This window comes from Anaerotignum lactatifermentans, from assembly GCF_016902535.1.
GTDB lineage: Bacteria > Bacillota > Clostridia > Lachnospirales > Anaerotignaceae > Anaerotignum > Anaerotignum lactatifermentans_A.
The window spans coordinates 135,087-161,355 of the sequence record NZ_JACSNY010000005.1 but is presented as its reverse complement, the minus strand read 5'-3'; the positions used below and the strand labels follow the sequence as shown (position 1 = coordinate 161,355).

At 52.0% G+C, this 26,269-nt stretch carries 31 protein-coding genes and 1 tRNA gene; 10 read left to right on the top strand and 22 right to left on the bottom strand.

What is annotated here, in order from left to right; translation table 11 throughout:
- Positions 1–7: 7 nt before the first annotated feature.
- The 5 genes from H9X84_RS05800 to H9X84_RS05780 form a co-directional block, all read right to left on the bottom strand.
- The gene (locus tag H9X84_RS05800; protein WP_205133255.1) at positions 8–406 is read right to left on the bottom strand and encodes a GerW family sporulation protein; all 399 of its coding nucleotides are present in this window, start codon (positions 404–406) and stop codon (positions 8–10) included.
- Positions 390–1,376: a hypothetical protein gene (locus H9X84_RS05795; RefSeq protein ID WP_205133256.1), complete on the bottom strand. Its 987-nt coding sequence runs from the start codon at positions 1,374–1,376 to the stop codon at positions 390–392. Before H9X84_RS05795 ends, H9X84_RS05800 begins: the two co-directional genes overlap by 17 nt.
- Complete coding sequence (locus H9X84_RS05790) at positions 1,370–1,705, bottom strand: hypothetical protein (protein WP_205133257.1); 336 nt, start codon at positions 1,703–1,705, stop codon at positions 1,370–1,372. Before H9X84_RS05790 ends, H9X84_RS05795 begins: the two co-directional genes overlap by 7 nt.
- 97 nt (positions 1,706–1,802) lie before the next feature.
- On the bottom strand, positions 1,803–1,973 hold the full coding sequence (locus H9X84_RS05785) for a hypothetical protein (RefSeq protein ID WP_205133258.1): 171 nt from the start codon (positions 1,971–1,973) through the stop codon (positions 1,803–1,805).
- A gap of 13 nt (positions 1,974–1,986) precedes the next feature.
- On the bottom strand, positions 1,987–2,316 hold the full coding sequence (locus tag H9X84_RS05780) for a hypothetical protein (protein ID WP_205133259.1): 330 nt from the start codon (positions 2,314–2,316) through the stop codon (positions 1,987–1,989).
- A gap of 231 nt (positions 2,317–2,547) precedes the next feature.
- On the opposite strand from H9X84_RS05780, the gene malQ reads away from it, so the two are divergent.
- Complete coding sequence (gene malQ, locus H9X84_RS05775) at positions 2,548–4,146, top strand: 4-alpha-glucanotransferase (protein WP_205133260.1); 1,599 nt, start codon at positions 2,548–2,550, stop codon at positions 4,144–4,146.
- Positions 4,147–4,328: 182 nt separating this feature from the next.
- Entirely contained in the window at positions 4,329–6,158 is a 1,830-nt protein-coding gene (gene asnB, locus H9X84_RS05770) for an asparagine synthase (glutamine-hydrolyzing) (RefSeq protein ID WP_205133261.1), read from the top strand.
- Between the two features lie 27 nt (positions 6,159–6,185).
- Here the strand turns inward: asnB and H9X84_RS05765 are convergent, their stop codons facing one another.
- Positions 6,186–6,500 (bottom strand): helix-turn-helix domain-containing protein, encoded by a 315-nt coding sequence (locus tag H9X84_RS05765; RefSeq protein WP_205133262.1) that lies wholly within the window; start codon positions 6,498–6,500, stop codon positions 6,186–6,188.
- 130 nt (positions 6,501–6,630) lie between these two features.
- On the opposite strand from H9X84_RS05765, the gene H9X84_RS05760 reads away from it, so the two are divergent.
- On the top strand, positions 6,631–6,861 hold the full coding sequence (locus H9X84_RS05760; RefSeq protein WP_205133263.1) for a helix-turn-helix transcriptional regulator: 231 nt from the start codon (positions 6,631–6,633) through the stop codon (positions 6,859–6,861).
- Positions 6,862–6,967: 106 nt separating this feature from the next.
- Here the strand turns inward: H9X84_RS05760 and H9X84_RS05755 are convergent, their stop codons facing one another.
- Both H9X84_RS05755 and H9X84_RS05750 read right to left on the bottom strand, forming a co-directional pair.
- Positions 6,968–8,113, bottom strand: coding sequence for an anti-sigma factor C-terminal domain-containing protein (locus H9X84_RS05755; RefSeq protein WP_205133264.1), 1,146 nt, complete (start codon positions 8,111–8,113; stop codon positions 6,968–6,970).
- Positions 8,110–8,595, bottom strand: coding sequence for an RNA polymerase sigma factor (locus H9X84_RS05750; RefSeq protein ID WP_205133265.1), 486 nt, complete (start codon positions 8,593–8,595; stop codon positions 8,110–8,112). Before H9X84_RS05750 ends, H9X84_RS05755 begins: the two co-directional genes overlap by 4 nt.
- 182 nt (positions 8,596–8,777) lie before the next feature.
- Here H9X84_RS05750 and H9X84_RS05745 point away from each other — a divergent pair, with 182 nt between their 5' ends.
- Positions 8,778–9,944, top strand: coding sequence for an iron-containing alcohol dehydrogenase (locus tag H9X84_RS05745; protein WP_205133266.1), 1,167 nt, complete (start codon positions 8,778–8,780; stop codon positions 9,942–9,944).
- A gap of 197 nt (positions 9,945–10,141) precedes the next feature.
- Here H9X84_RS05745 and H9X84_RS05740 read toward each other — a convergent pair whose 3' ends face one another.
- The 4 genes from H9X84_RS05740 to H9X84_RS05725 form a co-directional block, all read right to left on the bottom strand.
- Positions 10,142–11,860: a phospho-sugar mutase gene (locus H9X84_RS05740; RefSeq protein ID WP_205133400.1), complete on the bottom strand. Its 1,719-nt coding sequence runs from the start codon at positions 11,858–11,860 to the stop codon at positions 10,142–10,144.
- A gap of 97 nt (positions 11,861–11,957) precedes the next feature.
- Positions 11,958–13,406: a PEGA domain-containing protein gene (locus tag H9X84_RS05735; protein ID WP_205133267.1), complete on the bottom strand. Its 1,449-nt coding sequence runs from the start codon at positions 13,404–13,406 to the stop codon at positions 11,958–11,960.
- Positions 13,407–13,561: 155 nt separating this feature from the next.
- Positions 13,562–14,551 (bottom strand): phosphotransferase, encoded by a 990-nt coding sequence (locus tag H9X84_RS05730; RefSeq protein ID WP_205133268.1) that lies wholly within the window; start codon positions 14,549–14,551, stop codon positions 13,562–13,564.
- 438 nt (positions 14,552–14,989) lie between these two features.
- Positions 14,990–15,062 (bottom strand) — tRNA-Lys (locus tag H9X84_RS05725).
- A 144-nt stretch (positions 15,063–15,206) separates the two neighbouring features.
- Between H9X84_RS05725 and H9X84_RS05720 the strand changes: the two genes are divergently transcribed.
- A complete protein-coding gene (locus H9X84_RS05720) occupies positions 15,207–16,424 on the top strand; it encodes a CCA tRNA nucleotidyltransferase (RefSeq protein ID WP_205133269.1) in 1,218 nt (405 codons plus the stop codon).
- The gene (locus tag H9X84_RS05715) at positions 16,424–17,257 is read left to right on the top strand and encodes an aldo/keto reductase (protein WP_205133270.1); all 834 of its coding nucleotides are present in this window, start codon (positions 16,424–16,426) and stop codon (positions 17,255–17,257) included. Before H9X84_RS05720 ends, H9X84_RS05715 begins: the two co-directional genes overlap by 1 nt.
- Before the next feature lie 57 nt (positions 17,258–17,314).
- On the opposite strand, the gene H9X84_RS05710 is transcribed toward H9X84_RS05715, so the two are convergent.
- The 5 genes from H9X84_RS05710 to H9X84_RS05690 all read right to left on the bottom strand — a co-directional run bounded on the left by H9X84_RS05710 (position 17,315) and on the right by H9X84_RS05690 (position 20,547).
- Entirely contained in the window at positions 17,315–17,698 is a 384-nt protein-coding gene (locus H9X84_RS05710; protein WP_205133271.1) for a hypothetical protein, read from the bottom strand.
- Positions 17,699–17,730: 32 nt separating this feature from the next.
- Complete coding sequence (locus tag H9X84_RS05705; RefSeq protein ID WP_205133272.1) at positions 17,731–18,219, bottom strand: dihydrofolate reductase; 489 nt, start codon at positions 18,217–18,219, stop codon at positions 17,731–17,733.
- 12 nt (positions 18,220–18,231) lie between these two features.
- On the bottom strand, positions 18,232–19,062 hold the full coding sequence (gene thyA, locus H9X84_RS05700; protein WP_205133273.1) for a thymidylate synthase: 831 nt from the start codon (positions 19,060–19,062) through the stop codon (positions 18,232–18,234).
- Positions 19,063–19,161: 99 nt separating this feature from the next.
- A complete protein-coding gene (locus tag H9X84_RS05695) occupies positions 19,162–19,752 on the bottom strand; it encodes a LysE family transporter (protein WP_205133274.1) in 591 nt (196 codons plus the stop codon).
- 90 nt (positions 19,753–19,842) lie between these two features.
- The gene (locus H9X84_RS05690; protein WP_205133275.1) at positions 19,843–20,547 is read right to left on the bottom strand and encodes a redox-sensing transcriptional repressor Rex; all 705 of its coding nucleotides are present in this window, start codon (positions 20,545–20,547) and stop codon (positions 19,843–19,845) included.
- A gap of 139 nt (positions 20,548–20,686) precedes the next feature.
- On the opposite strand from H9X84_RS05690, the gene abc-f reads away from it, so the two are divergent.
- The gene (gene abc-f / locus H9X84_RS05685) at positions 20,687–22,597 is read left to right on the top strand and encodes a ribosomal protection-like ABC-F family protein (RefSeq protein ID WP_205133276.1); all 1,911 of its coding nucleotides are present in this window, start codon (positions 20,687–20,689) and stop codon (positions 22,595–22,597) included.
- A gap of 170 nt (positions 22,598–22,767) precedes the next feature.
- Here the strand turns inward: abc-f and H9X84_RS05680 are convergent, their stop codons facing one another.
- Both H9X84_RS05680 and H9X84_RS05675 read right to left on the bottom strand, forming a co-directional pair.
- Positions 22,768–22,968, bottom strand: coding sequence for a DUF1858 domain-containing protein (locus H9X84_RS05680; protein WP_205133277.1), 201 nt, complete (start codon positions 22,966–22,968; stop codon positions 22,768–22,770).
- A 101-nt stretch (positions 22,969–23,069) separates the two neighbouring features.
- Positions 23,070–23,279, bottom strand: coding sequence for a hypothetical protein (locus tag H9X84_RS05675; protein WP_205133278.1), 210 nt, complete (start codon positions 23,277–23,279; stop codon positions 23,070–23,072).
- Positions 23,280–23,362: 83 nt separating this feature from the next.
- Between H9X84_RS05675 and H9X84_RS05670 the strand changes: the two genes are divergently transcribed.
- From H9X84_RS05670 to H9X84_RS05660, 3 genes are all read left to right on the top strand, one after another.
- Entirely contained in the window at positions 23,363–23,584 is a 222-nt protein-coding gene (locus H9X84_RS05670) for a helix-turn-helix domain-containing protein (RefSeq protein ID WP_205133279.1), read from the top strand.
- Positions 23,585–23,620: 36 nt separating this feature from the next.
- A complete protein-coding gene (locus tag H9X84_RS05665; protein ID WP_205133280.1) occupies positions 23,621–24,394 on the top strand; it encodes an HpcH/HpaI aldolase family protein in 774 nt (257 codons plus the stop codon).
- Positions 24,395–24,596: 202 nt separating this feature from the next.
- Positions 24,597–24,890 (top strand): hypothetical protein, encoded by a 294-nt coding sequence (locus H9X84_RS05660; protein WP_205133281.1) that lies wholly within the window; start codon positions 24,597–24,599, stop codon positions 24,888–24,890.
- Positions 24,891–24,998: 108 nt separating this feature from the next.
- Here H9X84_RS05660 and H9X84_RS05655 read toward each other — a convergent pair whose 3' ends face one another.
- From H9X84_RS05655 to lepB, 3 genes are read right to left on the bottom strand one after another with little or no spacing between them, the layout of a single operon-like run.
- Positions 24,999–25,214, bottom strand: coding sequence for a PF20097 family protein (locus tag H9X84_RS05655; RefSeq protein ID WP_205133282.1), 216 nt, complete (start codon positions 25,212–25,214; stop codon positions 24,999–25,001).
- 19 nt (positions 25,215–25,233) lie between these two features.
- Entirely contained in the window at positions 25,234–25,704 is a 471-nt protein-coding gene (locus tag H9X84_RS05650; RefSeq protein WP_205133283.1) for a hypothetical protein, read from the bottom strand.
- A gap of 23 nt (positions 25,705–25,727) precedes the next feature.
- Positions 25,728–26,252 (bottom strand): signal peptidase I, encoded by a 525-nt coding sequence (lepB, locus tag H9X84_RS05645; RefSeq protein ID WP_205133284.1) that lies wholly within the window; start codon positions 26,250–26,252, stop codon positions 25,728–25,730.
- Between the last annotated feature and the right edge of the window lie 17 nt (positions 26,253–26,269).

The following is a 26,269-nucleotide window of genomic DNA, read 5'->3' as shown; positions in this document are numbered from 1 at the left end:
TCCCCCCTTATCCTTCCTCCACAATGGTTTCTTCCTCAAACTTCACCGTTTCCTGAGGCTCTTCCTTTTTGCCTCTGCCAAAGACAGCGCCGAAATTCAGCTTATTGACCACGCCGGGCGCCATGTCGATGAGCTTGCTGACCGCATCCTGATTCTTGATATTGATTAACTGCACATTGCCGTCCTGGATAGCCAGCACTGCGGAGGGTGTGATGCGTGCGCCCATACCGCCGGCGCTGCCGCCTTTTTCCTTGCCCCCCAGACCAACGCCAACGCCTACCTCAATAAGAGGCAGCAACGTCAGATCGCCAATGACGATGGCTTCCCCCACAACGGTCTTTGTGGAGACCAGCTCGTCCACCTTGCCAAATAATACATCTAATGAAACATCAAATTCCTTCGCCATTCTTTTTTCTTCCTTTCCACAGTGTCATAAGCACACGGCGCACCGGTTTGGCCAGCACAAAGGCCGCGCCCGCGTAAACCAGATACCCCGCCACGATCTTTCCGCCGATGCGCACCGTTACATCCTCCGCCGTCCGTTTGGCGAAGTCCCCACGCACCTGTAAATTTTCTCCGAATTTTCCTTTCCATATGCCCAGGGCCGCCAGCAGATACCCCGTCCAGACAGGGTCTCCCGTGCCAAAGGTGCCCACCAGGAAAAAATCCCGGGGCAGTATCCCCTTCGCCATCCGCTTCAGCAGCTTGGCAAAGGCCTTGGCGATGCCCTTCTTATCCTCTATTTTCAGAAACAGCTTCCAGTCAAAGCCTTCCTCCGCCTCTTCCGGCTCTTTGCCTGTAAAAAAGGCTTCGTCCTCCAAAAAGTCCTCCTCCGGAAGAGGTTCCGGCGGCGGCACTTCTCGGATCTGTGACATCTTCACCCGCCGAATGCCCTCATATTTCCGCTCCGGCACCGCCTTTTTTTCGGCGCTTTTTTCCTGCGGCGTTTCCTCCGCCATAGGTTTGGGCACAGGCTCCGGCGTCTCTGTCCGGGGCGGCTCCGCCGCTTCTGTTTTCACAGGGTCCTCCTCCGGCTGTTTCTCCGGTGTCTGTTTTTCTCTGGTATATAGGATTTCCGGCTCTTTGGCCGATGTTTTCTTTCTTTTCTTTTTCTTCTTTTTCTCCGTCAGGGACCGCCCCGCCACCAGGATACGGAACCTGGGGTCCTTGCCTTCCTTCCATTTGCCTTCCGCCTTCAAAAGGCCGAACAGCCAGCTGACCTTGCCGTAACCGGAAAAGCAGCCCTTCTTCTCTCCCTCCAGCTCATAGCGCACCGGACAAAGGAGCACCACCAGCAGGATCAGCAGCAACAGCAGCAGGATGGCCAGCAGCAGGAACCCGATGATTTTTAAAATCAGCAATAAAACCGTCAGCATTCTTCTCCTCCATCCGTCTTTTGCGCCGGGAAAATCCAGCTCTGGGGGGCGGTCATATCCCTGCCCTCCGCCGCGGCCTGCTCCGCCATATAGCAAAGCAGCTCCACAGCCTCCTTCCGGCCCATGGCAACACCGGCGATGACGCCGTTTTTCTCCTGATATTTCGCTGTGAACAGTTCCCGGGAGGAGAGGATCTCCAGCCGGTTTCGGTGAGGGAAGAACACGATGCAGTACAGTCTGGGCACAGGGATGCGTCTGCGCAGGCTATATACCACCGTTCCCAGATCCTCCACTGAGGCCCCCACATATAACTCCTCTGTAAACTCCATGACCGTCACCGCCTTTCTTCCCACTATTGCCTTTCATTATACCAGATAACGGTTCAAATGGAAATATGTAAAAGGCGGCACAGCCGCCTCTCCGCCCTCACCATAAGGCCTGATCCAGCAGGTTCAGTTTCTGGGGCGGGAAATCATCCAATAGTTCCCGGTACTGCTCCTGGCTCAGGCCACAGGTGGTGGTATACAAAGAGATCTTTTCGTCCAGCCCCGCCTGGGCAAAGCGTTTTTTCAGCTTCTGAAACTCCTGATATTCCATAACAAAGACCTCCTTAGTTCATGTTTTTGGCTGTGGTCCCGTCCATGGCGTCACGAACCGCGTCACTGACCGGGTTGTCCTTTACCATATCCTTCATATCCTGGGTCATGTTTTCCATATCCTGCCCCAGCTCGGATTTGTCCTCCTCGACGGTATCTCTGCCGGCGTTGATGCCGTAGCCGTCCCAGTAAATATTGCTGCCGTACACATCTCCGTCTCCGGCGGCGCCGCCCAGATGGTTGGCCGTGGAGTCGCAGCCTGTCAGCATTCCCGCCGTCAAAACAAAGGCCAGTAAGGCTTTTTCATACTTCACAAAGGCCAGTAAGGCTTTTTCATACTTCATATCCATTCCTCCTTTATGCGCTTGCAGACTTCTGCCCTTCTATTGTTCACCGCCTATGACAGAAAAATCCTCGCTTTTTGTTGGAACATAGCCTAAAATTTGGCAGTTCTGCGGATAGTATCTCTTTGGGAAAGCTGTTAAAATGATGGAATATTCATATATTTACCATTATTTGAAAAAATATGCGTCCTTTTGAGACGCCATTGATACAAAGGAGGGAAACAGATTCCTATGTTTACCAAAAGAAAAAGCGGCGTACTGCTGCATCCCACGTCTCTGCCCTCGCCTTACGGCATCGGCGATCTGGGCGACAACGCGTTTTTATTTGTGGACCAGCTGAAAAAAGGCGGTCAGAGTCTGTGGCAGATTCTGCCTCTGTGCCCCATCGGCTACGGCAACTCCCCTTACCAGAGCATTTCCGCCTTTGCGGGAAATATACTGCTCATCAGCCCCGACGAGCTGGTAAAGGCAGGGCTTCTGACAGAGGAGGACCTGGCGCCTGTGCCGGACTTCGGCGGTCCCGACACAGACTATGACGCCGTAAAGGCTTACAAACTGCCTTTGCTGCGCAAGGCTTACCAGAACTTCCAGAACGACCCCGAGGAAAGCACGCTGGCGGATTTTGAAGCCTTCTGCCAGAAAAACCAGTACTGGCTGGAGGACTACGCGCTGTTTCTGGCCTTAAAGGCATACTTTACCGCCCGCAGAAATCAGGGCAAGGAAGCGGAGGAATTCCGCCTCTTCCAGCAGGAGACCGTAGACTTCCTGACAGCGGAGGAGCAGACGGCTTATTTTGAATCGGCCGCATGGTGTACCTGGCCCAAGGCCATCCGCCGCCATAACGCCCAGACCGTGAAAAAATGGACCCGACTGCTGGCGGCACGAATCCGGGAAGAAGAATTCTATCAGTATCTGTTCTCCGCCCAGTGGCAGGCGGTGAAAGAATACGCCAACGAAAACGATATTCAGATCATCGGCGACGCGCCCATTTTCGTGGCCTATGACAGCGCCGATGTCTGGGCCAACCAGAAGCTGTTCCAGCTGGATTCCAAGGGCTTCCCTACGGTGGTATCCGGCGTGCCCCCCGATTATTTCTGTGTGGAAGGCCAGCTTTGGGGCAACCCTCTCTATGACTGGAAGGCCCATAAGAAAACAGACTACCAGTGGTGGACCGACCGCATCAGAAAATCCCTGGAGGATGTGGATATCCTGCGCATCGACCATTTCCGGGCCTTCGAAAGCTACTGGGAGGTAGCCTTCGGCGCGCCCAACGCCATTCAGGGCGTCTGGAAGAAAGGCCCCGGCATGGACTTCTTCCGGACACTGGAAAAAGAACTAGGGAAACTTCCTCTTATTGCGGAGGATCTGGGCATCATTACCGACGAAGTCCGGGCTCTGCGCAAAGAAGCCGGTTTCCCCGGCATGCGTGTGCTGCAGTTTGCTTTCGGCAACGACCGCAACAACGCTTATCTGCCCCACAGCTGTGATTTCAACAGCATCATGTACACCGGCACCCACGACAACAACACCTCCCGGGGCTGGTACGCCGAAGCCACGGAAGAAGAAAAGGACCACTACCGCCGCTATCTGAACGTAGACGGCAGCAACGTGGCCTGGGATCTGATCCGTCTGGCTTTCGCCTCTCCCGCCGTATTCGCCATTGTGCCTTTGCAGGATGTGTTGAATCTGGACGGGAACAGCCGCATGAATACCCCCGGCATCGCCGGCGGCAACTGGGGCTTCCGTTTTGACTGGAGCCAGTGGGACGAGGGCTTTACCCAGGGATTATATTACCTGGCGACCCTCTTCGGCAGATGCGCCGGCATCTGAGAATGCCGCATAAGACAGGGCAAAACGGCGCAGAATAAACAGAAGAAACACCGCAAAGGGTATTTTCCGCAGGCACTCCTACGGAAATACCCTTTGCTTTTTCCGTATTTTATGCTAAAGTAGAATCGGAAACTTATGGGGCATTGGCCCTTTTGGGATATGTTAAAGGAGGAACAGCAATTATGTGCGGTATCTGCGGTTTTACGGGGCATCTGATGACTTCCGAGGAAATTCTGGAAAACATGATGAATAAAATCATCCATCGCGGCCCCGACAGCGGCGGCAAATATATGGATGACGGCGTTTCCATGGGCTTTCGCCGTCTGAGCATCATCGACCTGGAGGGCGGTCATCAGCCCATTTACAACGAAACAAAGGATATGGTCATCACCTTCAACGGCGAGATCTACAACCATCAGGAGATCCGGGCGGACCTCATCGCCAAGGGCCATGTCATGAGCAGCAACGCGGACACGGAGGTCCTGCTCCACGGCTATGAGGAATACGGCGAGGACCTTCTGCCCAAGCTGCGGGGGATGTTTGCCTTTGTCATCTGGGACAGCAAAAAGGAAACGCTCTTCGGCGCCAGAGACTTTTTCGGCATCAAACCCTTCTATTACTCCATCCAGAACGGGCAGCTGGTCTATGGCTCTGAAATCAAAAGTATTCTGGAATACCCCGGCTTCCATCGAGAAGTCAATAAGGAGGCATTGGAGAATTATCTCACCTTCCAGTACAGCGTACTGCCGGAGACCTTCTTCAAAGGTGTATTCAAACTGCCCCCGGCCCACTGCTTCACCTTCTGCCACGGCAAAATGAACATCAAGCGGTATTGGGAGCCTGTATTCGAGCCGGACCACAGCAAGAGCCTGGAACAGTTTGTGGATGAAATCGACAACGCCATGCAGGACTCTATCCAGAAGCATAAAATCAGCGACGTAGAAGTCGGCTCCTTCCTTTCCAGCGGCGTGGACAGCTCCTATGTGGCGGCCTGCTTCCATGGGGACAAGACCTTCACCGTAGGCTTTGACTACGAAAAATACAACGAAATCGACTATGCCAAAGCATTGTCCGAAAAAATCGAAATCGACAACTACAATAAACTCATTTCCAAGGACGAATACTGGGACATCATCGGCAAGGTACAGTACCAGATGGACGAGCCTCTGGCGGACCCTTCCGCCATCGCCCTGTATTTTGTCAGCCAGACAGCGGCAAAGCATGTCAAGGTATCCCTTTCCGGGGAAGGCGCCGACGAATTTTTCGGCGGCTACAACATTTACCGGGAGCCCCATGACCTGCTGCCCCTGACCAGACTGCCCCGCCCCGTCCGCAAGGCCATGGGCGCTGTGGCAAAGAAAATGCCCAAAGTAAAGGGCCGCAACTATATCATTCGAGGCAGTAAGGACTTACAGGAGCGCTTCATCGGCAACGCCTTCATGTTCCCCGAGGAGGAACGGGAAAAGATCCTGAAATCCCCCACAGGGAAATACCATCATACAGTGCTGACCCGTCCCTACTATGACAAAGTAAAACACCTGGACGACGTCACAAAAATGCAGTATATCGACATGCATTTCTGGCTCATCGGCGACATTCTGCTGAAAGCGGACAAAATGAGCATGGCCCACTCTCTGGAGGTACGCGTACCCTTCCTGGACAGAGTGGTATTCGATGTGGCAAGGAAAGTACCCACAGAATACAAGGTCACCAAGGAAAATACCAAATTCGCCATGCGGCAGGCGGCCCACCGTTATCTGCCCGATATGGTGGCGGAGAAAAAGAAACTGGGCTTCCCCGTTCCCATCCGTATCTGGCTGAAAGAGGACGCCTACTATGAAAAAGTAAAGGCGGCCTTTGAAAGCCCCGCCGCAAGAGAATTTTTCAAACCTGAGGAAATCGTCAGATATCTGGACGAGCACAGAGCGGGCAAAGCGGACAACAGCCGCAAGATCTGGACCATCTATATGTTCCTGGTATGGCACCAGCAGTATTTTGAACAGACCGCGTAACATAAAAAAACAGGACAGTCCTTCGTCTCATCGAAACTGTCCTGTTTCTTTTTTTGCCAGTTGATCCATAAAATCCAGCACCGTCCGGCGTTCCCACGGGGACAGGAGCCGCCAGCGGAAGTCTTCCGCCGTTTCTTCCCAGTGCCTGCCTACCAGAGCGTCTAAAGACACCTGAAAAAAATCCGCGATGCGTGCCAAATCCCCAATAGAAGGCTCATTCCTGCCGGATTCATAGTTGGCGATGGCCGTATAGCCGTAGCCCAGAGCCTTCGCTAGTTCCGCCTGGGTCACACGACGGGAAAGACGAAGGGCACGCAGGTTTTTAGCAAAATCTGTCGGCATCCGTATTCCTCCTTTTATTATAACATCTCATGATATTTATTATTCAATCATAATATAAATTATTCGATCTTGCAATACAACCACTCAAATATGTCAATTATACTAAAAACACGAAAGGAAGGATCGACATATGCGCGGTGATTATGCAGATTATTACAAGCAGATCGGCCTGAAGGTATCCTATTACCGGAAGCTGAAGGGCTACACACAGGAGGGACTGGCGGAACTTCTTGATGTGGATACCAGTTTTATCGGGCAGATCGAGGCGCCCAATATCTACAAGCCCATTTCTCTCTACACCTTGTTCCGTATTGCGGAGGCTCTGGAAATCCCGCCTTACAAATTTCTGTTTTTTGACTGAAAAAACAGGTCCCGGAAAACAAAGAAAAGCTGAACTCTTTTTTCCAAAAGAATTCAGCTTTTTTATTTCGTCTGTGAAAGACCAGCCTCCTATTTTCCCCGTGTTTTTACAGCCCCGGCACATTCAGTCTGGCATCGGAAACATATATCCCTTCCACATCGGGATGCTCCAGAATCTTCGCAAGCTCCGATGGCGTACCATAGTAGAGAAATCCGTAGGTCATTACGCCGTTTTCCCCCACATATTCCTGCACCATCTGGCAAATGGCGCCATGGCTGCCCGACTGATTCAGTCTTGCGTAAAAATCCCCATGGTCAACGCTGTATTGCAGCAGGGCAAGAAAATGGTTCTCCCATGCCTCCGCCAGCGGCACCTCCTCATGCATAGACAATTCATAAAAAGGATAGGCCTCATCCACCTGATCGAATACATAGCCGCTGCCTCCGGCGTCAAATCCCATCAAGGGCAACATCTGCCGCTCTTCCGGAGACGTCCGTACACCGACCCAGCCAATATCATAGCCCTCCGGATCATATTCCCGCTGAAACGCCTCCAGCTCTTCCATGGTCCAGTCTTTCCCCAGAGAAACATAGGCTTCCATCCGCACGTATTCCGGCAAATCCGCCAAAGCCGCTTTTGCCTCCTGGGGGGTACGGATAACGCTGTGTTCCCCCTCCACATCTACAAAAGGCATGGTCCCTCTGGAAAAAACATTCATACTGCTGTACCGGTACGCATTTCGATTCAGTTCGATGCTCCCTCTGGTGACCGTGCCGCTCAGCCAGGTATATCCTCCCGTAGACCAGTCCCGCTGCTGTATCTGCAAATCGTACTTCCCCCATCCCTGCTCCGTCGGCAGAACGGATTCTATCTGTACCTCCGGCATGGTCAATTCTGTCAAAACCGCCAGATGGCAGTCGATGTCATAAGCAAACTCCTGCATACTCCGTTCCGTGGGGTCATACCAGATCCATTTGCTGATGACCGGCTGGAAGGCAAAGACCAGCCCCATAATAACGCAGGCCAGCACTGCTGCCGCCGCAACAATCCTCCGATTCCGCCGTTTTATGGAACGGTCGATTTTCTTCCATTCCTCCGGCGGCGTCTGTTCCTCCGTCAAGGGCGTGAAATCCTCCTCCAGAAAATAGCCCGTCAAAGCTTCATATTTTTCCAGTTCCTTCTCCACATAGTCCCGTTCCTCCGGCGTAACGTCCCCCGCCTTATATTTTTCCAGCAATTCCTGAAATCTCATTCTCTTTCACCTCCCAGTTTTTGTTTCAGCCGGCGTCTGGCCCGAAACAGCGCCGTTTTTACCGCCGTTTCCGAGCAGCCCCGCAGGGATGCCATCTGCCGGATGGGCAGACCGCCGAAATAGTGCCAGATCAAAAGCTCCCGGTCCTTTGGCGGCAGCGCGTTCATGGCGGCATACAGCCGGATATTTTCCTCCTTTTGGAGAATCCCCGCCAGAGCGTCCTCCGCCACAGGAATCTCCGCAATCTCCGCGCCGTCCTGCCGCTTCTGTTTTTTCAGCTGATCCAGCCAGAGATTTCTGCATACCCGCATGAGCCACCACAAAAACCCCTCATTTTCCTTTTCCAGCGTCAGACAGGCTTTCAAAAACCCTTCATTTACAATATCCTCCGCCCATTCCTTTTTTCTGCACAAAGAGAGGACATACAGATACGCCGCCTGATAATATCTTTCGTACAGTTCCTTTAACACGTCATGTTCCATAGCCCCCTCCTTTCCTGCCCTTTCACTGAGAAAACGATTTCCTACGAAAAAGGTTACATGGTTTTTTCCTGCCGGAAAAGGTTTTTTTCGTATTTTTTCCCGAACAAAATTGGCCGGGGAACGATTTCCTTTTTTGTCCATTTGTGGTATACTCTTCTGAGACTTGAAAGGAGGAATTTCCCATGAAATTTGAATACTACATCCCTTCCCGCGTGCTGTTCGGCAGCGGTCAGCTGGACCGGCTCCACAAACAGGCCCTGCCCGGCAAAAAGGCCCTGATCGTTATTTCCTGCGGTACTTCCGTTCGCAAATACGGCTATCTGGCACGGCTGGAAGAACAGCTGGACATGGCAGGCGTAGGCCATGTGGTCTTTGACAAAATCCAGCCCAATCCCACAGAACATCATGTCATGGAAGGGGCGGCACTGGCAAAGGCAGAAGGCTGTGACTTCGTGATCGGTCTGGGCGGTGGCTCCATCATTGACTCCGCCAAGGCTATTGCTGTGATGGCTGTCAATGACGGCGAATTCTGGCAGTATGTTTCCGGCGGTACCGGCGGCGGCAAAGCCGTTCCCGTACATCCCCTGCCCATCGTTGCCATCACCACCACAGCGGGCACCGGTACAGAGGCGGACCCCTGGGCTGTTATCACCAACAAAAACGGCGAAAAGATCGGCTTCGGCTATGACGGTACCTTCCCCGTGCTCTCCATCGTTGACCCCGATCTGATGATGAGCGTTCCCGAAAAGCTGACAGCTTATCAGGGCTTTGACGCTCTCTTCCACAGCACAGAAGGCTATATCAACCGTTATACCAACCCCATCAATGACCTGTACGCTTTAAAGGCCATTGAGCTGATCGGCAAGAGCCTGGTAAAGGCAGTCAATGACGGCAGCGACAAGGAGGCAAGAGAAGACGTGGCACTGGCCAATACCCTTTCCGGCATGAGCGAAAGCATTGGCGGCTGCACCTCCGAACATGCTATGGAGCATCCTCTCAGCGGCGTAAATCCCAAACTGGAGCATGGCGCAGGTCTGATTATGCTCTGTGAGGAATACTACACCTACTGGGCAGAACGCGGCGTTGTGGACGACCGCATGATTGCCATGGCAAAGGCACTGGGCAAAACAGACGCCACCAAACCCATGGATTTCGTAGACGCGCTCCATGAACTGAAGGTAGCCTGCCATGTGGACGATCTGAAAATGTCCGATTACGGCATCAAGGAAGAAGATCTGGAAATGTACACCAAAATGGCTTATGACACCATGGGCGGCCTGTTCCAGGTAGACCCTGCCGATATGCCTTTTGAGGACTGTCTGGCAATCTATAAAAAAGCCTATAAATAATCCTTTTCCCACAAAACATCCGGCATCCCGGAAGGCGGAAAACATGAAATTTTCTTCCCTGGGAGCGCTGTATTTTTCAGGAAAAATCCCAACAAGGAAAAATCGCTGGAACCCCTGCAAAGCGCAGGGAATTCCAGCGATTTTTTATTTTCTGAATCAAATGGTTCCGAAAGGAAATCCTCGGATTTGATTGTCCTTTATACAGCGGCTACCTTCGCGTCGATATCGGCTTCCACAGCGGCGATCTTCGCCTGAGCGTCTGCCAGAGAGGTGCCTTTTACGCCGATATAGAATTTCAGCTTGGGTTCTGTGCCGGAAGGACGTACACAGATCCAGGAACCATCCTCCAGTGTGTAATATACTACATCGGAAACAGGCAGAGGGCTGCCGGTCTCTTCCCCTGTTTTCAGGTTTTTGAAGGCCTGTGTCTTATAGTCTTTCGCCCAAACCACATCAACACCGCCAAAGGATGCCGGTGTTTCCGCACGGAAAGCGGCCATGATCTTCTGGATTTTTTCCACGCCGTCCAGACCCTTCATGGTCAGGGATTTTACGCCTTCCCGGAAATAGCCGTATTTTTCATAAAGGGCCATGAGGCCATCATAGAGGGTCATACCCTGTTTCTTGTAATATGCCGCCATTTCACAGATCAGCAGTGTTGCCACAACGGCGTCTTTGTCTCTGGCATAGGTACCGGCCAGACAGCCGTAGCTTTCCTCAAAGCCGAATACGTAGCTATGGCTTCCTGTTTCCTCAAAGCCTTTGATCTTTTCGCCGATGAATTTAAAGCCCGTCAGCACATCCATCAGTTCCACGCCATAGGCTTCACACATGGGACGGATCATTTCCGTACTTACGATGGTCTTGATGACAGCGCCGTTGGCGGGCAGTGTGCCCTTCGCCTTCTTCTGGGAAAGGATGTACTCTGTCAGCAGCGCGCCAGTCATGTTGCCGGTCAGCACCACATATTCGCCTTTGTCGTTGCGGACCATAGCGCCTACACGGTCACAGTCGGGGTCTGTGCCTACGATAATATCCGCGCCTTTTTCCTCCGCCAGCTTCTGGGCCAGAACGAATACCTTGGGGTCTTCGGGGTTGGGATAGCCAACGGTCGTAAAATCGGAATCAGGCAGTTCCTGTTCTTTGACCACATATACCTGATGGAATCCGGCTTTTTCCAGCGCTCTGCGCACCGGCAGGTTGCCGGAGCCATGGATGGGGGTATACACAATCTTCAGATCGTCCGCCATTTCCTGGATGATCTCGGGAGACTGACGCTGTGCCAGCACATTGGCATCGTAAGCGTCATCCACCGCCTGAGAAGTATACTGGAACAGGCCCTTTGCCTGCGCTTCGTCCATGGCCATTTCCTTGATTTCGCCGAAGCTTGCCACAGCGTTTACTTCCGCGATGATGTCCTTATCTCTGGGAGCTACCACCTGCGCGCCGTCTGCCCAGTAAACCTTATAGCCGTTGTATTCCGGCGGGTTATGGCTGGCGGTAATCACGATACCGGCGGTGCAGCCCAGTTCCCGTACCGCAAAACTCAGCATAGGAGTAGGGCGCAGGGAAGGATATACATAAGCCTTGATGCCGTTGCCTGCCAGTACCAGACCAGCGATCTGGGCGAATTCCGGAGACATATGACGGGAGTCATAGGCAATGGCAACGCCTTTGTCCTGTGTGCCTTCTTTCAGGATGTAATTCGCCAGGCCCTGGGTCGCCCGGCCTACGGTATAGCGGTTCAGACGGTTACTGCCGGCCCCAATAATCCCACGCAGACCGCCCGTGCCAAATTCCAGTTCCTTGTAAAAGCGTTCCTTGATTTCCTTGTCGTCTGCGGCAATGCTGCGCAGATCCTCTTTTGTTGCTTCGTCAATAGCGGGATCAGCCAGCCACTGATGATATCTTTCCATATAATCCAATTTCCATTCCTCCCTTTGTATAGTTTATCTGCGCCGGCAAAAAGACCCCAGCAGTCTCTTTGCCGGTGATTCTCTTTCTGTTTTGTCGCTACATGGTGGCGTTCAGATGGAGCACCGGCGTCTCTACGGACACATTATGCTCATAATCGGGATAGCCTTCCTTGCGCAGGACGATCATATGCTCGCCGTAAGTCAGGGTCGTCTGCAAAGGCGCAATGCCAATCTCCTGCCCATCCACATATACCACCGTACCCTCTACATCCGAGGCAATAACCACGGTACCGTACTGGACCTCACGCTCCAGATTCGCCGTCACGCTGACGGTATCCTTGTCCAAAACCACTTTCTGGTTCCAGTCCTGATATCCGTTTTTCAAAATCACCACATCATACTCGCCCAAAGGCAGCACCGCCGGAACAGAGCTGTCGGTCTGCGCGCCGTTGATATAGAGCTTGTAGTCCGTCACATTTGCGTTGATAACCAGTACGCCTACTTTTTCCTGGGCCTTGGAAAGGTCATAGACATATTCCTCTCCCGCTTCCACAAAAACCGTATCCTTTCTGGTCTCAATATTGTCGCCTTCCACCGTAATGGTATGACTGCCCTCACTGACTGCGATGCGTTCCACCTCATCCAGCGGCTGCTCGTCCTCCTCATCCAGCCGGAAGGTGCCGTTTTTCACGGCAGTCTTATTGTCTACCTTAATGTATCCATGATATTCCAGCACGTTCACGCTCCAGACCGTGTCCTGGATACCGGAAAGCTCCAGCACATCGCAGGGCTCCAGATCCTCAGGAGAGATGGACTCCCCGTCGTAAAGGAACATGGTGCGTTCGTCATAGTCATATTTTTCCTTTTCTCCTGTCAGGCGGTGTTTTTCTGTATCCGCTTCCAGCCCCGTGACCTCTTCCCGGAAGATGCCGCCGCCATAGGTGGCCTGGATCACCACTTCACCGGTCTGGTCCAGCTGCATGACAAGCAGATCGCCTTCCGCCACTTCATCTGCGGAGATCTCCGCCTCCATGCGGTCCGTTAGGATAGTTTCCGCCGTCATGGTCACCGTTTTCTGCTCGCCTGCGGTAATATCATAGACCAGCAGTTCGCCGTCCGCCAGAACGGACTCCACCAGCATCGGCCATTCCCCCTCCGCCGTCACCGGCGCATCGGAACGGAACCCGCCGAAAAAAATCACCTTTACCAGCAAAAAAACAATGAGCATCAGCAGCACACCGCCGCCGGTCAAAAGGCCGATGGTTTTTTTATTCCAAAAATCATCAGGGCCGCCGCCGGCGTTTTCCGGCTGCCGGGGCCGCTGTCTGGTATCCTCTAAGGTCTCCTCCCGCCGCTGCGGCTGACGCCGGGGCATATCATCAAACTTTTCCGATTCAAAGGCATTTAAAAAATCATCTTTATCCCCCAGCTCGTCCTCCATGGAGGGCAGCTCGTTTTCCAGATCTTTCAGCTTTTCATTGATATGATCTAACCGTATGGTGGTATCAAATTCATCCCGTTTATTTTCAAAATGATAGTCCTTCATTTCCAATTCCTCCTTTGGGAATATTTCAGACTTTCTCATTTTTATTTTATACGTTTCTTCCCCAAGTTGCAAGAAAATTTCGCTTTCGGGCCCCTCTGCCGAAAACAGAGCCGGCAGACCGCAAAGGACCCGCCGACTCTGAAAAAACCACGGTTTTATAAAATCTCATCCAGCATTTTCCGCAGGGCCAGACAGCCCTCCTCCTCCCGCAGGACTTCCGCCGCCTTTTCCTCCATAGCCGGCGAAACGCAGACCTGCCGTTTATTATAGGTTTCGTTCATGAGCCGCATAAAACGGTCAGGGAATACCGCCATAGCCGTCAGCAGCATCTTCTCCCCAACGGAAAGCGGTCGTTCCTGCTGATAGGCGTCCAGAATCCCCGCCAAATCCGCCGCCGTTCCTGTGGATTTTCGCATAAACCGGCGCAGATAGGCCGCCAGATCCAGCAGAGGCACATCGGCGCTGCATCCCTCAAAACCGCCTACAAAGATCCTGCCGTCCTCCCGCCGCCGCAGATGATCCCCCTTAAAGCTGTTATGGCAGAAATAGCCGCCGGCTCTGGCCTCCGCCGCCAAAGCGGCATAGTCCGCCTTTCGCAGCAGTTCCTCTCCCTGGGCCGCCTGCTCCATAAAACGGGCATACTGGCGCAGAACCACCAGATCCATGGCGGTATAAGCGGACTTTTTATCTATCCTGCGCTTGATCTTTGCCAGCTCCGCCCGGCGTTTGCGAAAATGCTCCGGCAGCCGGTTTTCCTCCCAGAGGCCGTAGGGACTATGGCACCCTTTGGACAGACGGTGCATCCGTCCCAGCACCGCCGCGCCCCGTCTGAAGGTCTCTGGCTCCTCTTCCTCCAGATTCTGGGAAGGCATTGGCTCCTCCAGCAAATATACAGTTCCCTCCCGGACAAAAAAGGGCTGTCCGTCCACAGCGGTATAAAACAGGCAGAGTTCCGAAAAGCCGTTTCGATACAGATTCTTTTTCACATCATGGGCAAACAGGATCTCCCGCTGGGACACTCTCGCCTTTTTCAGCTCCCGCAGTCCCATGTCCGTTTTGCAGACCAGCCCCGTGCGGGTACGGCTGCCCCCGTAATATTTCAGTCCGTAGCCTTCCCACAGTATTTTTCCATAGATATCCTCCATACTTCCTCCCCCGTTCCTGTACCAGCGAAAAAATTCTCTGTACCAGTCTATGGCGGAAAAGGGGAAAATATGAAAACAACCGGTTCAGGGAAACCATCGCCTGGCAATACCGAAAACAGACGCCCTATGCAGCCACGCAAAAAGGCAGGTCCATACCAGCACCCTGTATGCTATGCCAGCCGCACTTTCCGAGCGGTGCAACTGGCGCCCTATAAAAAAGGACATTCTGTCCAAATACATTTGTCCTCCAAAATGCATCTCTGTAAGCCCTGCCAGCCGCACTTTCCGTGCGGCTGGGGCTGACGCCCTATGCAGCCATACAAAAAGGCAGGTCCATACAAGTATGGACCTGCCTTTTCCTCTGTCTGCGCATGGCTTACAGAGATGCAAAAAAACAACGCCCCCCGACCTGATGCCGAAAAGCGCTGCCTTTTATGATGCGCCCTCAGGGACTCGAACCCTGGACCCACTGATTAAGAGTCAGTTGCTCTACCAACTGAGCTAAGGGCGCGCATCTTTTTTTCTGCAAGAAATATATTACCACGGGACCTAATGCTTGTCAACACTTTTTTCCAAAACTTTTTGCAAAAAAAATTTTACCCTTTTCCGGGTCTATGATATACTTTCTTTATATCAAAACAAGCTGAGGTGTGACATGGAAAACAACATCGTTCTGCCGGAGGATGTCATTTATCTTCTGGACACATTAAATAAAAACGGATACGAAGCCTACATCGTGGGGGGCTGTGTACGGGACTCCATTCTGGGACGACAGCCCCAGGACTGGGACATCACCACCTCCGCTCTGCCGGAGGAAACGAAATCCCTCTTCCCCCACACCTTTGACACAGGCATCCAGCACGGCACCATTACGGTGGTACGGAACAAAGTCAATTACGAAATCACCACCTACCGTTTAGACGGGGAATACCACGACGGACGCCATCCGGACGCCGTCCAATTTACACCGGATCTGAAGGAGGACCTGCTGCGGCGGGACTTTACCATGAACGCCATCGCCTACCATCCCAAAGAAGGCTTTCAGGACCCTTTTTCCGGCCGGGAAGACATTGCCCGGGAACTGATCCGCGGGGTAGGCGTCCCCGCCAAGCGGTTTCAGGAGGACGCTCTGCGGATGCTGCGGTGTGTCCGTTTCGCGGCCCAGCTGGGCTTTGCCGTAGAGGAAGAAACCCGGACGGCTATGGCGGAAAACGCCGCTTTGATCGAAAAAATCAGCGCCGAACGCATCCACGAGGAGTTAGACAAGCTCTGGCGCTCACCTTACCCGGAAAAGCTGCCTCTTCTGCTGGAGAGCGGTCTGCTGCCCCATATCGACCATCTTTGGGCAGAGCAGATGGGGCGTCTGGGCGAGGGTCTGATTCCCCAGCTCAAGGCAGCGCCCAATACTTCCGCCTGCCGCTGGACGCTGGTGCTGCAAAATTACAGGGAGGCAGAAGCAAAAGCCTTCTGCAAAAAGCTGAAATTCGATAACAGTACCATGAAGGAAATCGTTCTTTATCTGCGCCATTTCCACGAAGAAACGCCCCAAACGGCCTACGGCGTGCGGAAGCTGGCGGGCACACTGGGAGAGGACATCACAAGGCGCCTCTTCCGTATGCAGGCCATTCTTCATGATAAAACAGCCGCCCAAAAGGCAGAAAACCTTCTGGATCAGGTACTGGCGGCGGGGGATTGTCTGAATCTGAAAGGGCTGGCGGTCAATGGGGAAGAGCTGATGGCGGCGGGCATCCCCAAAGGAAAACACCTGGGGGCTGTTTTAAACGCCCTGCTGGAGGATGTCCTCCGGGAGCCTGCCCACAACGAAAAAAACTATCTGTTACAGGAAGCACAAAAGAGAAAGGATGAGGTTTAATGGAAAAAACATTTACATTATCTAACGGCGTTACCATTCCCAGCGTGGGATACGGCACCTATAAAGTTATCGACGCCAGCGCGGCGGACATTGTGCGCACCGCTCTGGAATGTGGCTACCGCCATCTGGATACGGCCCGTATCTACGGCAACGAAAAGGAAGTGGGCGAAGGCATGCAGATGTCCTCCGTTCCCAGAAACGAAATCTTCCTGACCAGCAAGGTATGGAAGACCCATCTGTCCTATGACGACGCTCTGCGCAGCGTAGAGGAATCCTTAAAAGACCTCCAGACAGACTATCTGGATCTGTGTCTGCTCCACTGGCCCATGCCCGAAGGCGACCATGCCCACTGGCAGCAGCGGGATCTGGCGGCATGGCAGGCGCTGGAACGGCTCTATGAGGAAAAGGTGGTCCATGCCATCGGCGTCAGCAACTTCCTGCCCCACCATCTGATGCCCCTGCTGGCAAAGGCCAACATCAAGCCTATGGTAGACCAGCTGGAGATCCATCCCGGCTACTGCCAGCCCTATGCTATGTCCTTCTGCCAGAAGGAAGGCATTCAGGTAGAGGCATGGAGCCCGCTGGGCCGCACCCGTGTACTGGAAGAGCCGCTTCTGCTGGAACTGGCGGAAAAATACGGCAAATCCCCGGCGCAGATCTGTCTGCGCTTCGCTCTGGACAACGGCGTACTGCCTCTGCCCAAATCCGCTTCCCTGGAACGGATGAAGGCCAATCTGGATGTTTTCGACTTCCGGCTTTCCCCGGAGGATATTTCCCGGATCTTTACTATGGCACAGACCGGCTGGAGCAACCAGCACCCCGATACCTTCTGAGAAATCAAAACAGGGAGGCGGGAATCCAAAGGATTCCTGTCTCCCTGTTCTTTTTTGTCATTCCGCCTCGGAGGGGGGAGTGTTCGTTTTTTTCCTTGCTTCATAGCCCCGATGGCACAGAATAAAGACCATAAACAACAGCATCGTAAAATCCGACTCCACAAAAATAAGGTAAAACCCGTCAACGCCATTTCGGATCAGCAGCGCCGCTACCAGTACCAGCAAATTGACCGCCGCCATCTTCCAGTCACAGATCTGCGTAAAGAGATACAGCACCAGAAAATACAATGCCATCAGCCCAAAGGCCGCATATGCCCACTTAATGTCAAAGGTTTTTCCTCGCATTTGATTGCAGTACTCCGTCATGTTGGAAAACATCAGCGCATACACCATACAAATGATATCCATTACTTTTTTTCGATGGGTGTAAATCGTCAACATACAAATCCGCCCCTTTCCTCTGAAAAAGTCCCTTATTTCCGTTCATAAAGATCAAAAGAGAATTTCACACCCTTTTCTTCCTGCATTTCCCCTTTTTGTGTCAATGTCCATTCCGGTTTTTCATCCAGATTGGGAAAATAAGTATCCGCGGGAAATTTATCGTAAATTTTGGTGATATACGCCTTTTTGCACTGTGGCAGAAGCTGCTCATAAATACTGCCGCCGCCGATGACAAAAATATCCTCGTCCGCGTAATCCGCCAGCGCCTTCGGCAGTTCCTCCAGGCTGTGGCAAAGGGTCACGCCCTCCGCCTCATAGGCCCGGTTGGCCGTCAGCACAATATGGGTACGTTTGGGCAGGGGCTTTTTGCCGGGAAAGGACTCCAGCGTCTTTCTGCCCAGCACCAGCACACGGCCTGTGGTCACAGACCGGAAATATTTCATATCGGCGGAAATGCGGCAAAGCAAATCTCCGTCTTTGCCAATGCCCCAGTTTTCATCTACCGCAACAATCAGGTTCATGGGCCTTCCTCCTTAAATGGCAATAGACACTCTGCCCACAGGCTTGCCATGCTGATAGTCTTCCACAATGAAATCGTCTACGTTAAAGTCATAGAAATCCTTGATTTCCGGATTCAGACGCACCTTCGGCGCCGGGAAGGTCTCCCGTTCGATGAGCTCTTTGATGATAGGCACATGGCGGTCGTAAATATGCATATCGCTGATGACATGGACCAGTTCTCCGGGCTCCAGACCGCTGACCTGAGCGAACATCATCAGCAGGGCGGAATATTGCACCACGTTCCAGTTGTTGGCCGCCAGGGTATCCTGAGAGCGCTGGTTCAAAATGGCGTTGAGCTTATTGCCCGTTACGTTGAAGGTCATGCTGTAAGCGCAGGGTTCCAGCCCCATTTCCGTCAGATCGGCGAAATTATAAATATTGGTCATGATCCGGCGGGAAGCGGGAGCGTTTTTCAGCTGCCACAGCACATTATCCACCTGATCCATTTCCCCATGCTTGAATTTGTATTTCACGCCCAGCTGGTAGCCGTAGGCCTTGCCAATGGAGCCGGTCTCGTCGGCCCAGGAATCCCAGATTTTACTGTTCAGATCGTGGATGTTATTGGATTTTTTCTGCCAGATCCACAAAATCTCGTCAATGGCCGCCTTCCAGTTGGTGGCCCGCAGGGTCAGCAAAGGGAACTCTTTGCTTAAATCGTAGCGGTTCACCACGCCAAAGGTCTTGATGGTATAGGCGGGGGTACCGTCCTCCCAATGGGGACGTACCTTCTCATGTTCCGTGGAAAACCCATGTTCTAAAATCTCTTTGCAATTCTGAATAAAAATATCGTCTGCTCTGCTCAAGCGCTCTCCTCCTTTTTTGTCATATCTTTTTCCAATTATACTAAAAAAAAAGCGGCTGGTATAGTCTCAATCCAATCGCTTTTTTGAAATTCCGTTCTTTTACAGATACAAAGACAGGGCGCAGTACACCAGCAGCAGGGCCATAACCGCGTTGAGGATCTTCCGGTACCGATCGAAAAAGTTCCGGAACACAGAGCCGAACAGCGCCCAGCAGTTGCAGGAAATGGCCACCACCACCCAGTTGAAGGCCAGCACCGCCGCCAGTACCCCCGCGGACTGGTAATAAGGAAAGACGAAATTGGAAATGACCGTCAATCCGTACAAAAGGCCTTTGGGATTGACAAACTGGAGCACAATGGCCGTGGAAAAGGCCGTAGTATCCAGATCAATCTTCCGCTTTTTTTCCTCCTTTGGCTTGTCCCGGTAAACGGCCCAGGCCAGCCAGAGGATGTAGATGGAACCGAACACCGTCATGATCTGCTCGATTCTGGGGATATAATGGTACAAAAACATATTGCACAAAATACTGCACAAAAGGATCAGCAAAAAGCCAGTGGCTACGCCGAAGCAGAATTTTACGCTTTTGCGGTAGCCGTATTTGGCCGCGTTGGACATGCTCATGATATTATTGGGCCCCGGCGTGATGCAGGAAACCACCACATAGGAAATAAACGCGGAAAGACTGAACATTTTCTCCCCCTCCTTATTTTGCGGACAAAAAAACCGGCGTCTTTTTGACGCCGGTTTCCTCTTTTTTTCACCAGATAAGCTGTCAGCGGATCACTCGCCCTCTTCCTCCTGGATCGGCTTGATGGGCAGCCCGTTGGAGAGATGATGCAGGTCATTCTCCTCGCTGTACATTTCATTGATCTTATAAAGCAGCGTCATCAAACTGTCTGTCAGATGTACGTTTTCCACCAAAACATCCTTGGGAACCTGCAGATCTACATGGCTGAAATTCCACATCCCTTTTACGCCCCATTTTGCCAGATCATTGGCAACTTTCACAGCCTGAGAACGGGGAAGGGTCAAAATGGCTACGTCTACGTGATTGTTTTTTACGTAATCCTTCATTTTATCCACATCATATACCTCCACGCCGCGGATGGTCATACCCACCAGACGGGGATTGATGTCAAATACGGCTTTAATGACAAAACCGCGCTTTTCAAAGTTGGTGTAGTTTACCAGCGCCTGTCCAATGTTGCCGCCGCCAATGACGATCATATTGTACATTCTGTCCAGCCCAAGTATTTTCTTGATTTCATTGTAAAGATATTCTACATTATAGCCGTATCCCTGCTGGCCAAAACCGCCGAAATTGTTCAGATCCTGCCGAATCTGAGAGGCTGTAATATTCATCTTTGCACTCAGTTCCTTGGAAGAAATTCTGGTGATGTCGCTTTCCAGCAAATCGCCCAAATACCGATAATATCTGGGTAATCTGTTTATTACCGCCGGTGAAATCTTTTTTTCACTATCCATATTATCCAAATCCTCTCCTGCTCAAGTTAAATCAAGTATATCATGCCTGTTATTTTATTGTCAACAATAACTCTTTCTTTCAGGGATATTTTCTGTTATCATAAAAAAAGACAAAGGCGTATAAACGGAGGGTTTTAAAATGATACTGTCATTGAAACAGATCCAGAAATCCTATGGCATAGATACCATTCTGGAAAACATCTCATTTCATATCGAAGAACGGGAAAAAGCCGCAATCGTAGGGGTTAACGGCGCAGGTAAGACAACGCTGTTCCGCATCCTTACCGGGGAGACTTCCGCTGACGGGGGACAGGTCTATCTGAAAAAAGAGACCTCTGTGGGCTATATGGCCCAAAACCAACAAATAGAAGGAAATCGTACAATTTATGAAGAAATGCTATCGGTCTTTGAGGATATTTTAACGGCCGAGAGTCAGCTTCGTGAAATGGAAAACGAAATGGGCCGTCTCAGCGGGCAGGCGTTGTCTGACAAGATGGAGGAATATGCCGCTCTCCAGCATTTTTTTGAGCAAAATGACGGTTATGGCTATAAAAGTCATATGAAGGGCGTCCTGAAAGGTCTGGGCTTTTCCGAAGAGGAATTCGACAAGCCCCTCTCCCAGCTGTCCGGCGGCCAGAAAACCAGAGTCTATCTGGGCCGGCTTCTGTTGTCCCGTCCGGACCTGCTGCTGCTGGACGAGCCCACCAACCATCTGGATATCGCCTCCATACAGTGGCTGGAGGACTTTTTAAAGACCTATGCCGGTTCTGTCCTCATCATTTCCCATGACCGATACTTTCTGGACAGGATCGTCACCAAAGTCATTGAGATCGAAAACAGAAAATCCACCGTATACAACGGCAATTATACCAATTATATGTCCCAGAAGGCCGTCAACCGGGAAGTCCAGCAGAAGGCCTATGATATGCAGCAGCGGGAGATCCGCCGTCAGGAGGAAGTCATCCGCACTTTGAAGGCCTTCAACCGGGAAAAATCCATCAAGCGGGCGGAAAGCCGGGAAAAGGCGCTGGAAAAAATGGAACGAATCGACCGCCCAGACGCCCTGCCCGACCAGATGCGCCTGACTCTGACGCCTCAGATTACCAGCGGCAGCAACGTCCTTCACGCCGAAGCCCTGTCCAAATCCTACGGCGGGCAGACCATCTTTCGCCATGTGAATTTTGACGTAAAACGAGGGGAAAAGGTGGCCATTATCGGCCCCAACGGCGTAGGCAAATCCACATTATTCAAAATGGTGCTGGGGGAAGTCTCCAATGATACGGGTATGATCCGTTTCGGCACCAACGTCCATGTGGGCTATTACGATCAGGAGCAGCAGAAGCTGGACGAAAGAAAAACCATTTTCGACGAAATTTCCGACACCTACCCCAACCTGACGGCGGGGCAGATCAGAAATGTACTGGCCGCCTTCGTGTTTACCGGCGATGATGTATTTAAGCCCATTTCCGCCCTCAGCGGCGGCGAAAAAGGCCGTGTTTCCCTGGCAAAGATCATGCTCTCCAAGGCAAATCTGCTGATGCTGGACGAGCCCACCAACCATCTGGATATGTTCTCCAAGGAAATTCTGGAGGACGCCCTGAACCGCTACGAGGGCACGGTGGTCTATATTTCCCACGACCGTTATTTCATCAATAAAACGGCGGAAAAAATACTGGAGCTGTCTCCTGACGGCGTCACCCAGTACGCCGGGAATTATGACTATTATCTGGAGAAAAAGGCGGAACAGGAACGCAAGGCCTTGGAGCAGGCCAAGGACAATCCGGTTCCCACAGCGCCCCAGACCATCAGCGATACCAAAAGCGACTGGCTGAAGCAGAAGGAACAGCAGGCGGCAGAACGAAAGCTGGCGGCAAAGATCGCCCGGGTAGAAAAAGCCATTGAGGAGGCGGAGGCCGCCATGGCCAAAGCTGATGAGGATATGGCCGCCGTAGGCACAGACTACGCCAAGGCACAGGAGATCTATGAGGAAAAACAGAAGATCGAAGCACAGCTGGAAACTCTTTATGAGGAATGGGAATCTTTGCAGTAACCAGAAAAATTTCCACAGAAAAACAAAAATCGCCGGAATCCTTGTCCATCACAATGGATTCCAGCGATTTTGCTTTTTGAAAAACCGTTTTCTTATACGGACAGCCACAGCGGCTCCTCCGGGAAAAAATATTCTTTCTTCAGGGGAGACCATCTTTGCCATATCCTTTTTTATTTGCTTGCCAGATATTCGTTGATGTCCTTCATCAGCTTGTCGATATCCATGCCGTGTACCATGCTTGCTTCCTCCAGTGTTTCACCGGCAGCGGAAGGGCAGCCTACACAATGCATACCGTTCTGCATCAGGATCATGCCTGCGCCTCTGTCCATCATCAGCAGTTCGCCGATGGTCATGTCTTTTGTTGCCTGCATCTGAATTTCCTCCTTTTATTTGAAAGTTACCTTCCTATTCTTTTCTTCCCCATTATATCCTAAAGCAGTCATAAAAAAAAGAGGAAAGACAAAATATTCTTTTAAGAAAATTTGTCCCGTTCCTCTTTCAGCAGCGCATAGGCCCTTTCCAGACGGCTCCGCTCTGTTTCCCCCTCTTCTTCCAGAATCTCCCGCAGTTCCGCCAGCAGCCCCGCGCATTTGGCCCGCCGCAGCAGCTCCGGGTCCCAGGAAAACTCCCTTCCGCCGCCTTCCCGCAGCAAACAGTTCAGTATCTCCACCAGCCGATCCATGCTCCTCGCCTCCCATTTTTATATTAGGTCAAATACACCCTATTGTCAATAGGTCAATTTGCCATAATAATAAGGGTGATAACATGAACAGACTGCGGGAACTGAGAATCGAAAAAGGCTATACGCAAATCAAGATGCAGATGCTGACCGGCATCGACCAAAGCGATTATTCCAAGCTGGAACGGGGCAAGCGGTACTATACCTTTGAACAGCTGAAAAAAATTGCCCTGGTGCTGGATACCAGCATGGACTATCTGGCGGGACTGACCGATGAAAAGAAACCCTATCCCCGCCGAAATCCCTGACATCCCACAGAACGAGCAAAAAGGGAGGTTGATTTTATGGAAAACACATTACAGCAAAAATTGAAAGCGGGCCAAAAGCCCATCGGCACCTTCTTTGAACTGGGCAACCCTATGGCCGCCGAGGCCCTGGGCAAGACCGGCCTGGATTTTATCATCATTGACAACGAACACGGCCCTTTTGAGGCGGAGACCACCATGGAGGTCATCCGGGCGGCAGAGCTGGGCGGCGTATGCCCTCTGGCCAGAGTCCGGGAAACCAGCCGTCCCGCCGTTTTGAAGCTGCTGGATGTGGGCGCCAAGGGGCTCATCGTTCCCGATGTCCATACCGTAGAACAGGTAAAAGAGCTGGTAGAATACGCCAAGTATGCCCCCATCGGCAAACGCGGCTTCTGCCCTTCCCGCAAGGATGGATGGGGCTATGACTATCCAGGCACAGAAAGTGTGGCCTTCCAGATGGGTTACCACAACGACCATACCCTGCTGATTCCCCAGTGTGAGACGGTGGGATGTCTGGAAAACATTGAGACCATCACTGCCATAGAAGGGGTAGACGGCATTTTTGTGGGCCCCTTTGACCTTTCCATCTCCATGGGCATTCCGGGACAGTTCGACCACCCGGATTTCCTGGCGGCACTGACACGCATTATCACAGCCTGCCATAACAACGGCAAATTCTGCATTTATTTCACCGTCAATCCCAAGGCCATTGCCGACGGCTTCGCCAAAGGCTTCGACGCCATGGCCTACGGTCTGGATGTGGCTGTCATGATACAGGCCTATCGGGATATTCTGGAGGCAGTAAAAAAATAAAACTGTTTTAATCAAATTCAAATTGCCGGAATCCTCTTTGTTTTATAAGGATTCCGGCAATCTTTGCTTTCTGATCGGTCTCCCGGAACAGAATCGCCCGCTTTTTTTCTTACAAAATTCTGTCTTTTCCGACCTCCGCATTGACAGACCGCGTTGTCCTGCTATACTGGAAAAAAGTATTTTTCTATGGAGGTGCATGTTTATGTGGTTATTTTTCGGAGCGGCCAGTATTCTCTTTACTCTGCTTCATGCCTATACGGTCTTTGACAGAAAAAAAGGAGGCCGCCTTATGGCTTTCGCCGCTTTTGGCTGTACCATCCTGACGTTATTTTCGGAATATCGGCTCATCAGCCAATGGGTGGCCGCAGAGGACTGGACAGCGCTGATGGATGTTGTGCCCTACACATCTACTCATGTAACGACCTATACCGTCCTTCTGCTTCTGGCCAATGGCCTGATCCTTCTGTTCGGCAGCAAAAAAGCCGCGCAGGCATAACAATGCCACCAATGCCATCCCGGCAGGCGGAGTCCTCCGCCTGCCGGGATAGTTTTTATGCGGGAACAAAAAGAGGCGGTCCGTTTTCTCAACGAACCGCCTCTTTTCTTATCTTCTGGGGCTGTCCTCTACCAGAGGAATATCCACCACGATCTTTCTGCAATAGGGGCAGAGGAATCCATCCATTTTGGCATCGCCCATAAAGCTCTTTGCCACCAGATAATCCTCCCCTTTTTTGCCGTCCCGCATTTCCTGGAACTGCACATATCTTCCGGCCTTTAAATAGCCTTCCATCATTTCCTCACCGCAAAAGGGACATTTCATACTGCCTCGCTCCTTTCCCTTACTCCATGGTGATGAGTGTATCCACCGGCGCGTTCGGGTCCACAGGCTCCTCTTCCACCGCTTCTTCTGTTTCCGGCTGTGCCGCCGCCGCGTCCAGATAGGGCTGCAAGTTAGATTCCGTTACATTTTCCAACTGCTCTACCACACCGTCGGCAAAGGTAAATACCAGGTATTCCGCTTCCTCGCCCTTGGCGAACAGCCCCTGGGGCACACCGACATAATAGATCCAGACAGTTTCTCCCGCCGTATCCGCCTTGCCCAGGGTTGCCTGTACCTCGTCCTTGGTCATGCCTGTCACCGTATTTTTATTGACAAAATCATCCAGGATCAGCTGACGGCTATCCCCGGTATAATTCACCCATTTGTCCGTGGAGAAGGCCTCCTTTTCGTTCTTCGCCAATCCGCCGACAAAGATTACGATGATGGCCGCGATCAATATTCCCATGATCGCCTTATCTCTTGTTTTCATAGAACGACCTCCTTTTGTCCATCTCAGGAAATGAGTTTCACACCTTTATAATACCGCAGCACTACCTTGCCCAGAATCTGGTCCTCCGGAACGAATTTATTGGTCCAGAACCGGGAATCCAAAGAGCGGTTGCGGTTATCGCCCATCATAAAATAACTGTCCTCCGGCACCGTATAGGGCCCAAAGTTTCCCTCCGTCACTTCTTTGATGTAGGGTTCCTCCAGCGCTTCGCCGTTGACCAGCACTTCGCCTCCCCGTACTTCCACCGTGTCTCCCGGAAGACCGATGATCCGCTTTACATACAGCGTCTCGCCGGTAGGATCATCAGGATAGCGGAATACCACCACGTCGCCCCGTTCCGGCTCGCCGAACCAGTAGCTGGTCCGCAGCGCCAGAATCCGGTCCCCGGTCATAATGGTATTTTCCATAGAGCCTGTGGGCACAGTGGCGTTCACAATCAGAAAGGAATCCACCAGCGCCGCCAGGATCACCGCGAACACAATGGTCTTGATCCAGCTCCAAATTTCTTTTTTTATGGTCTGACTCAATTCTACTCCAGCTCCTC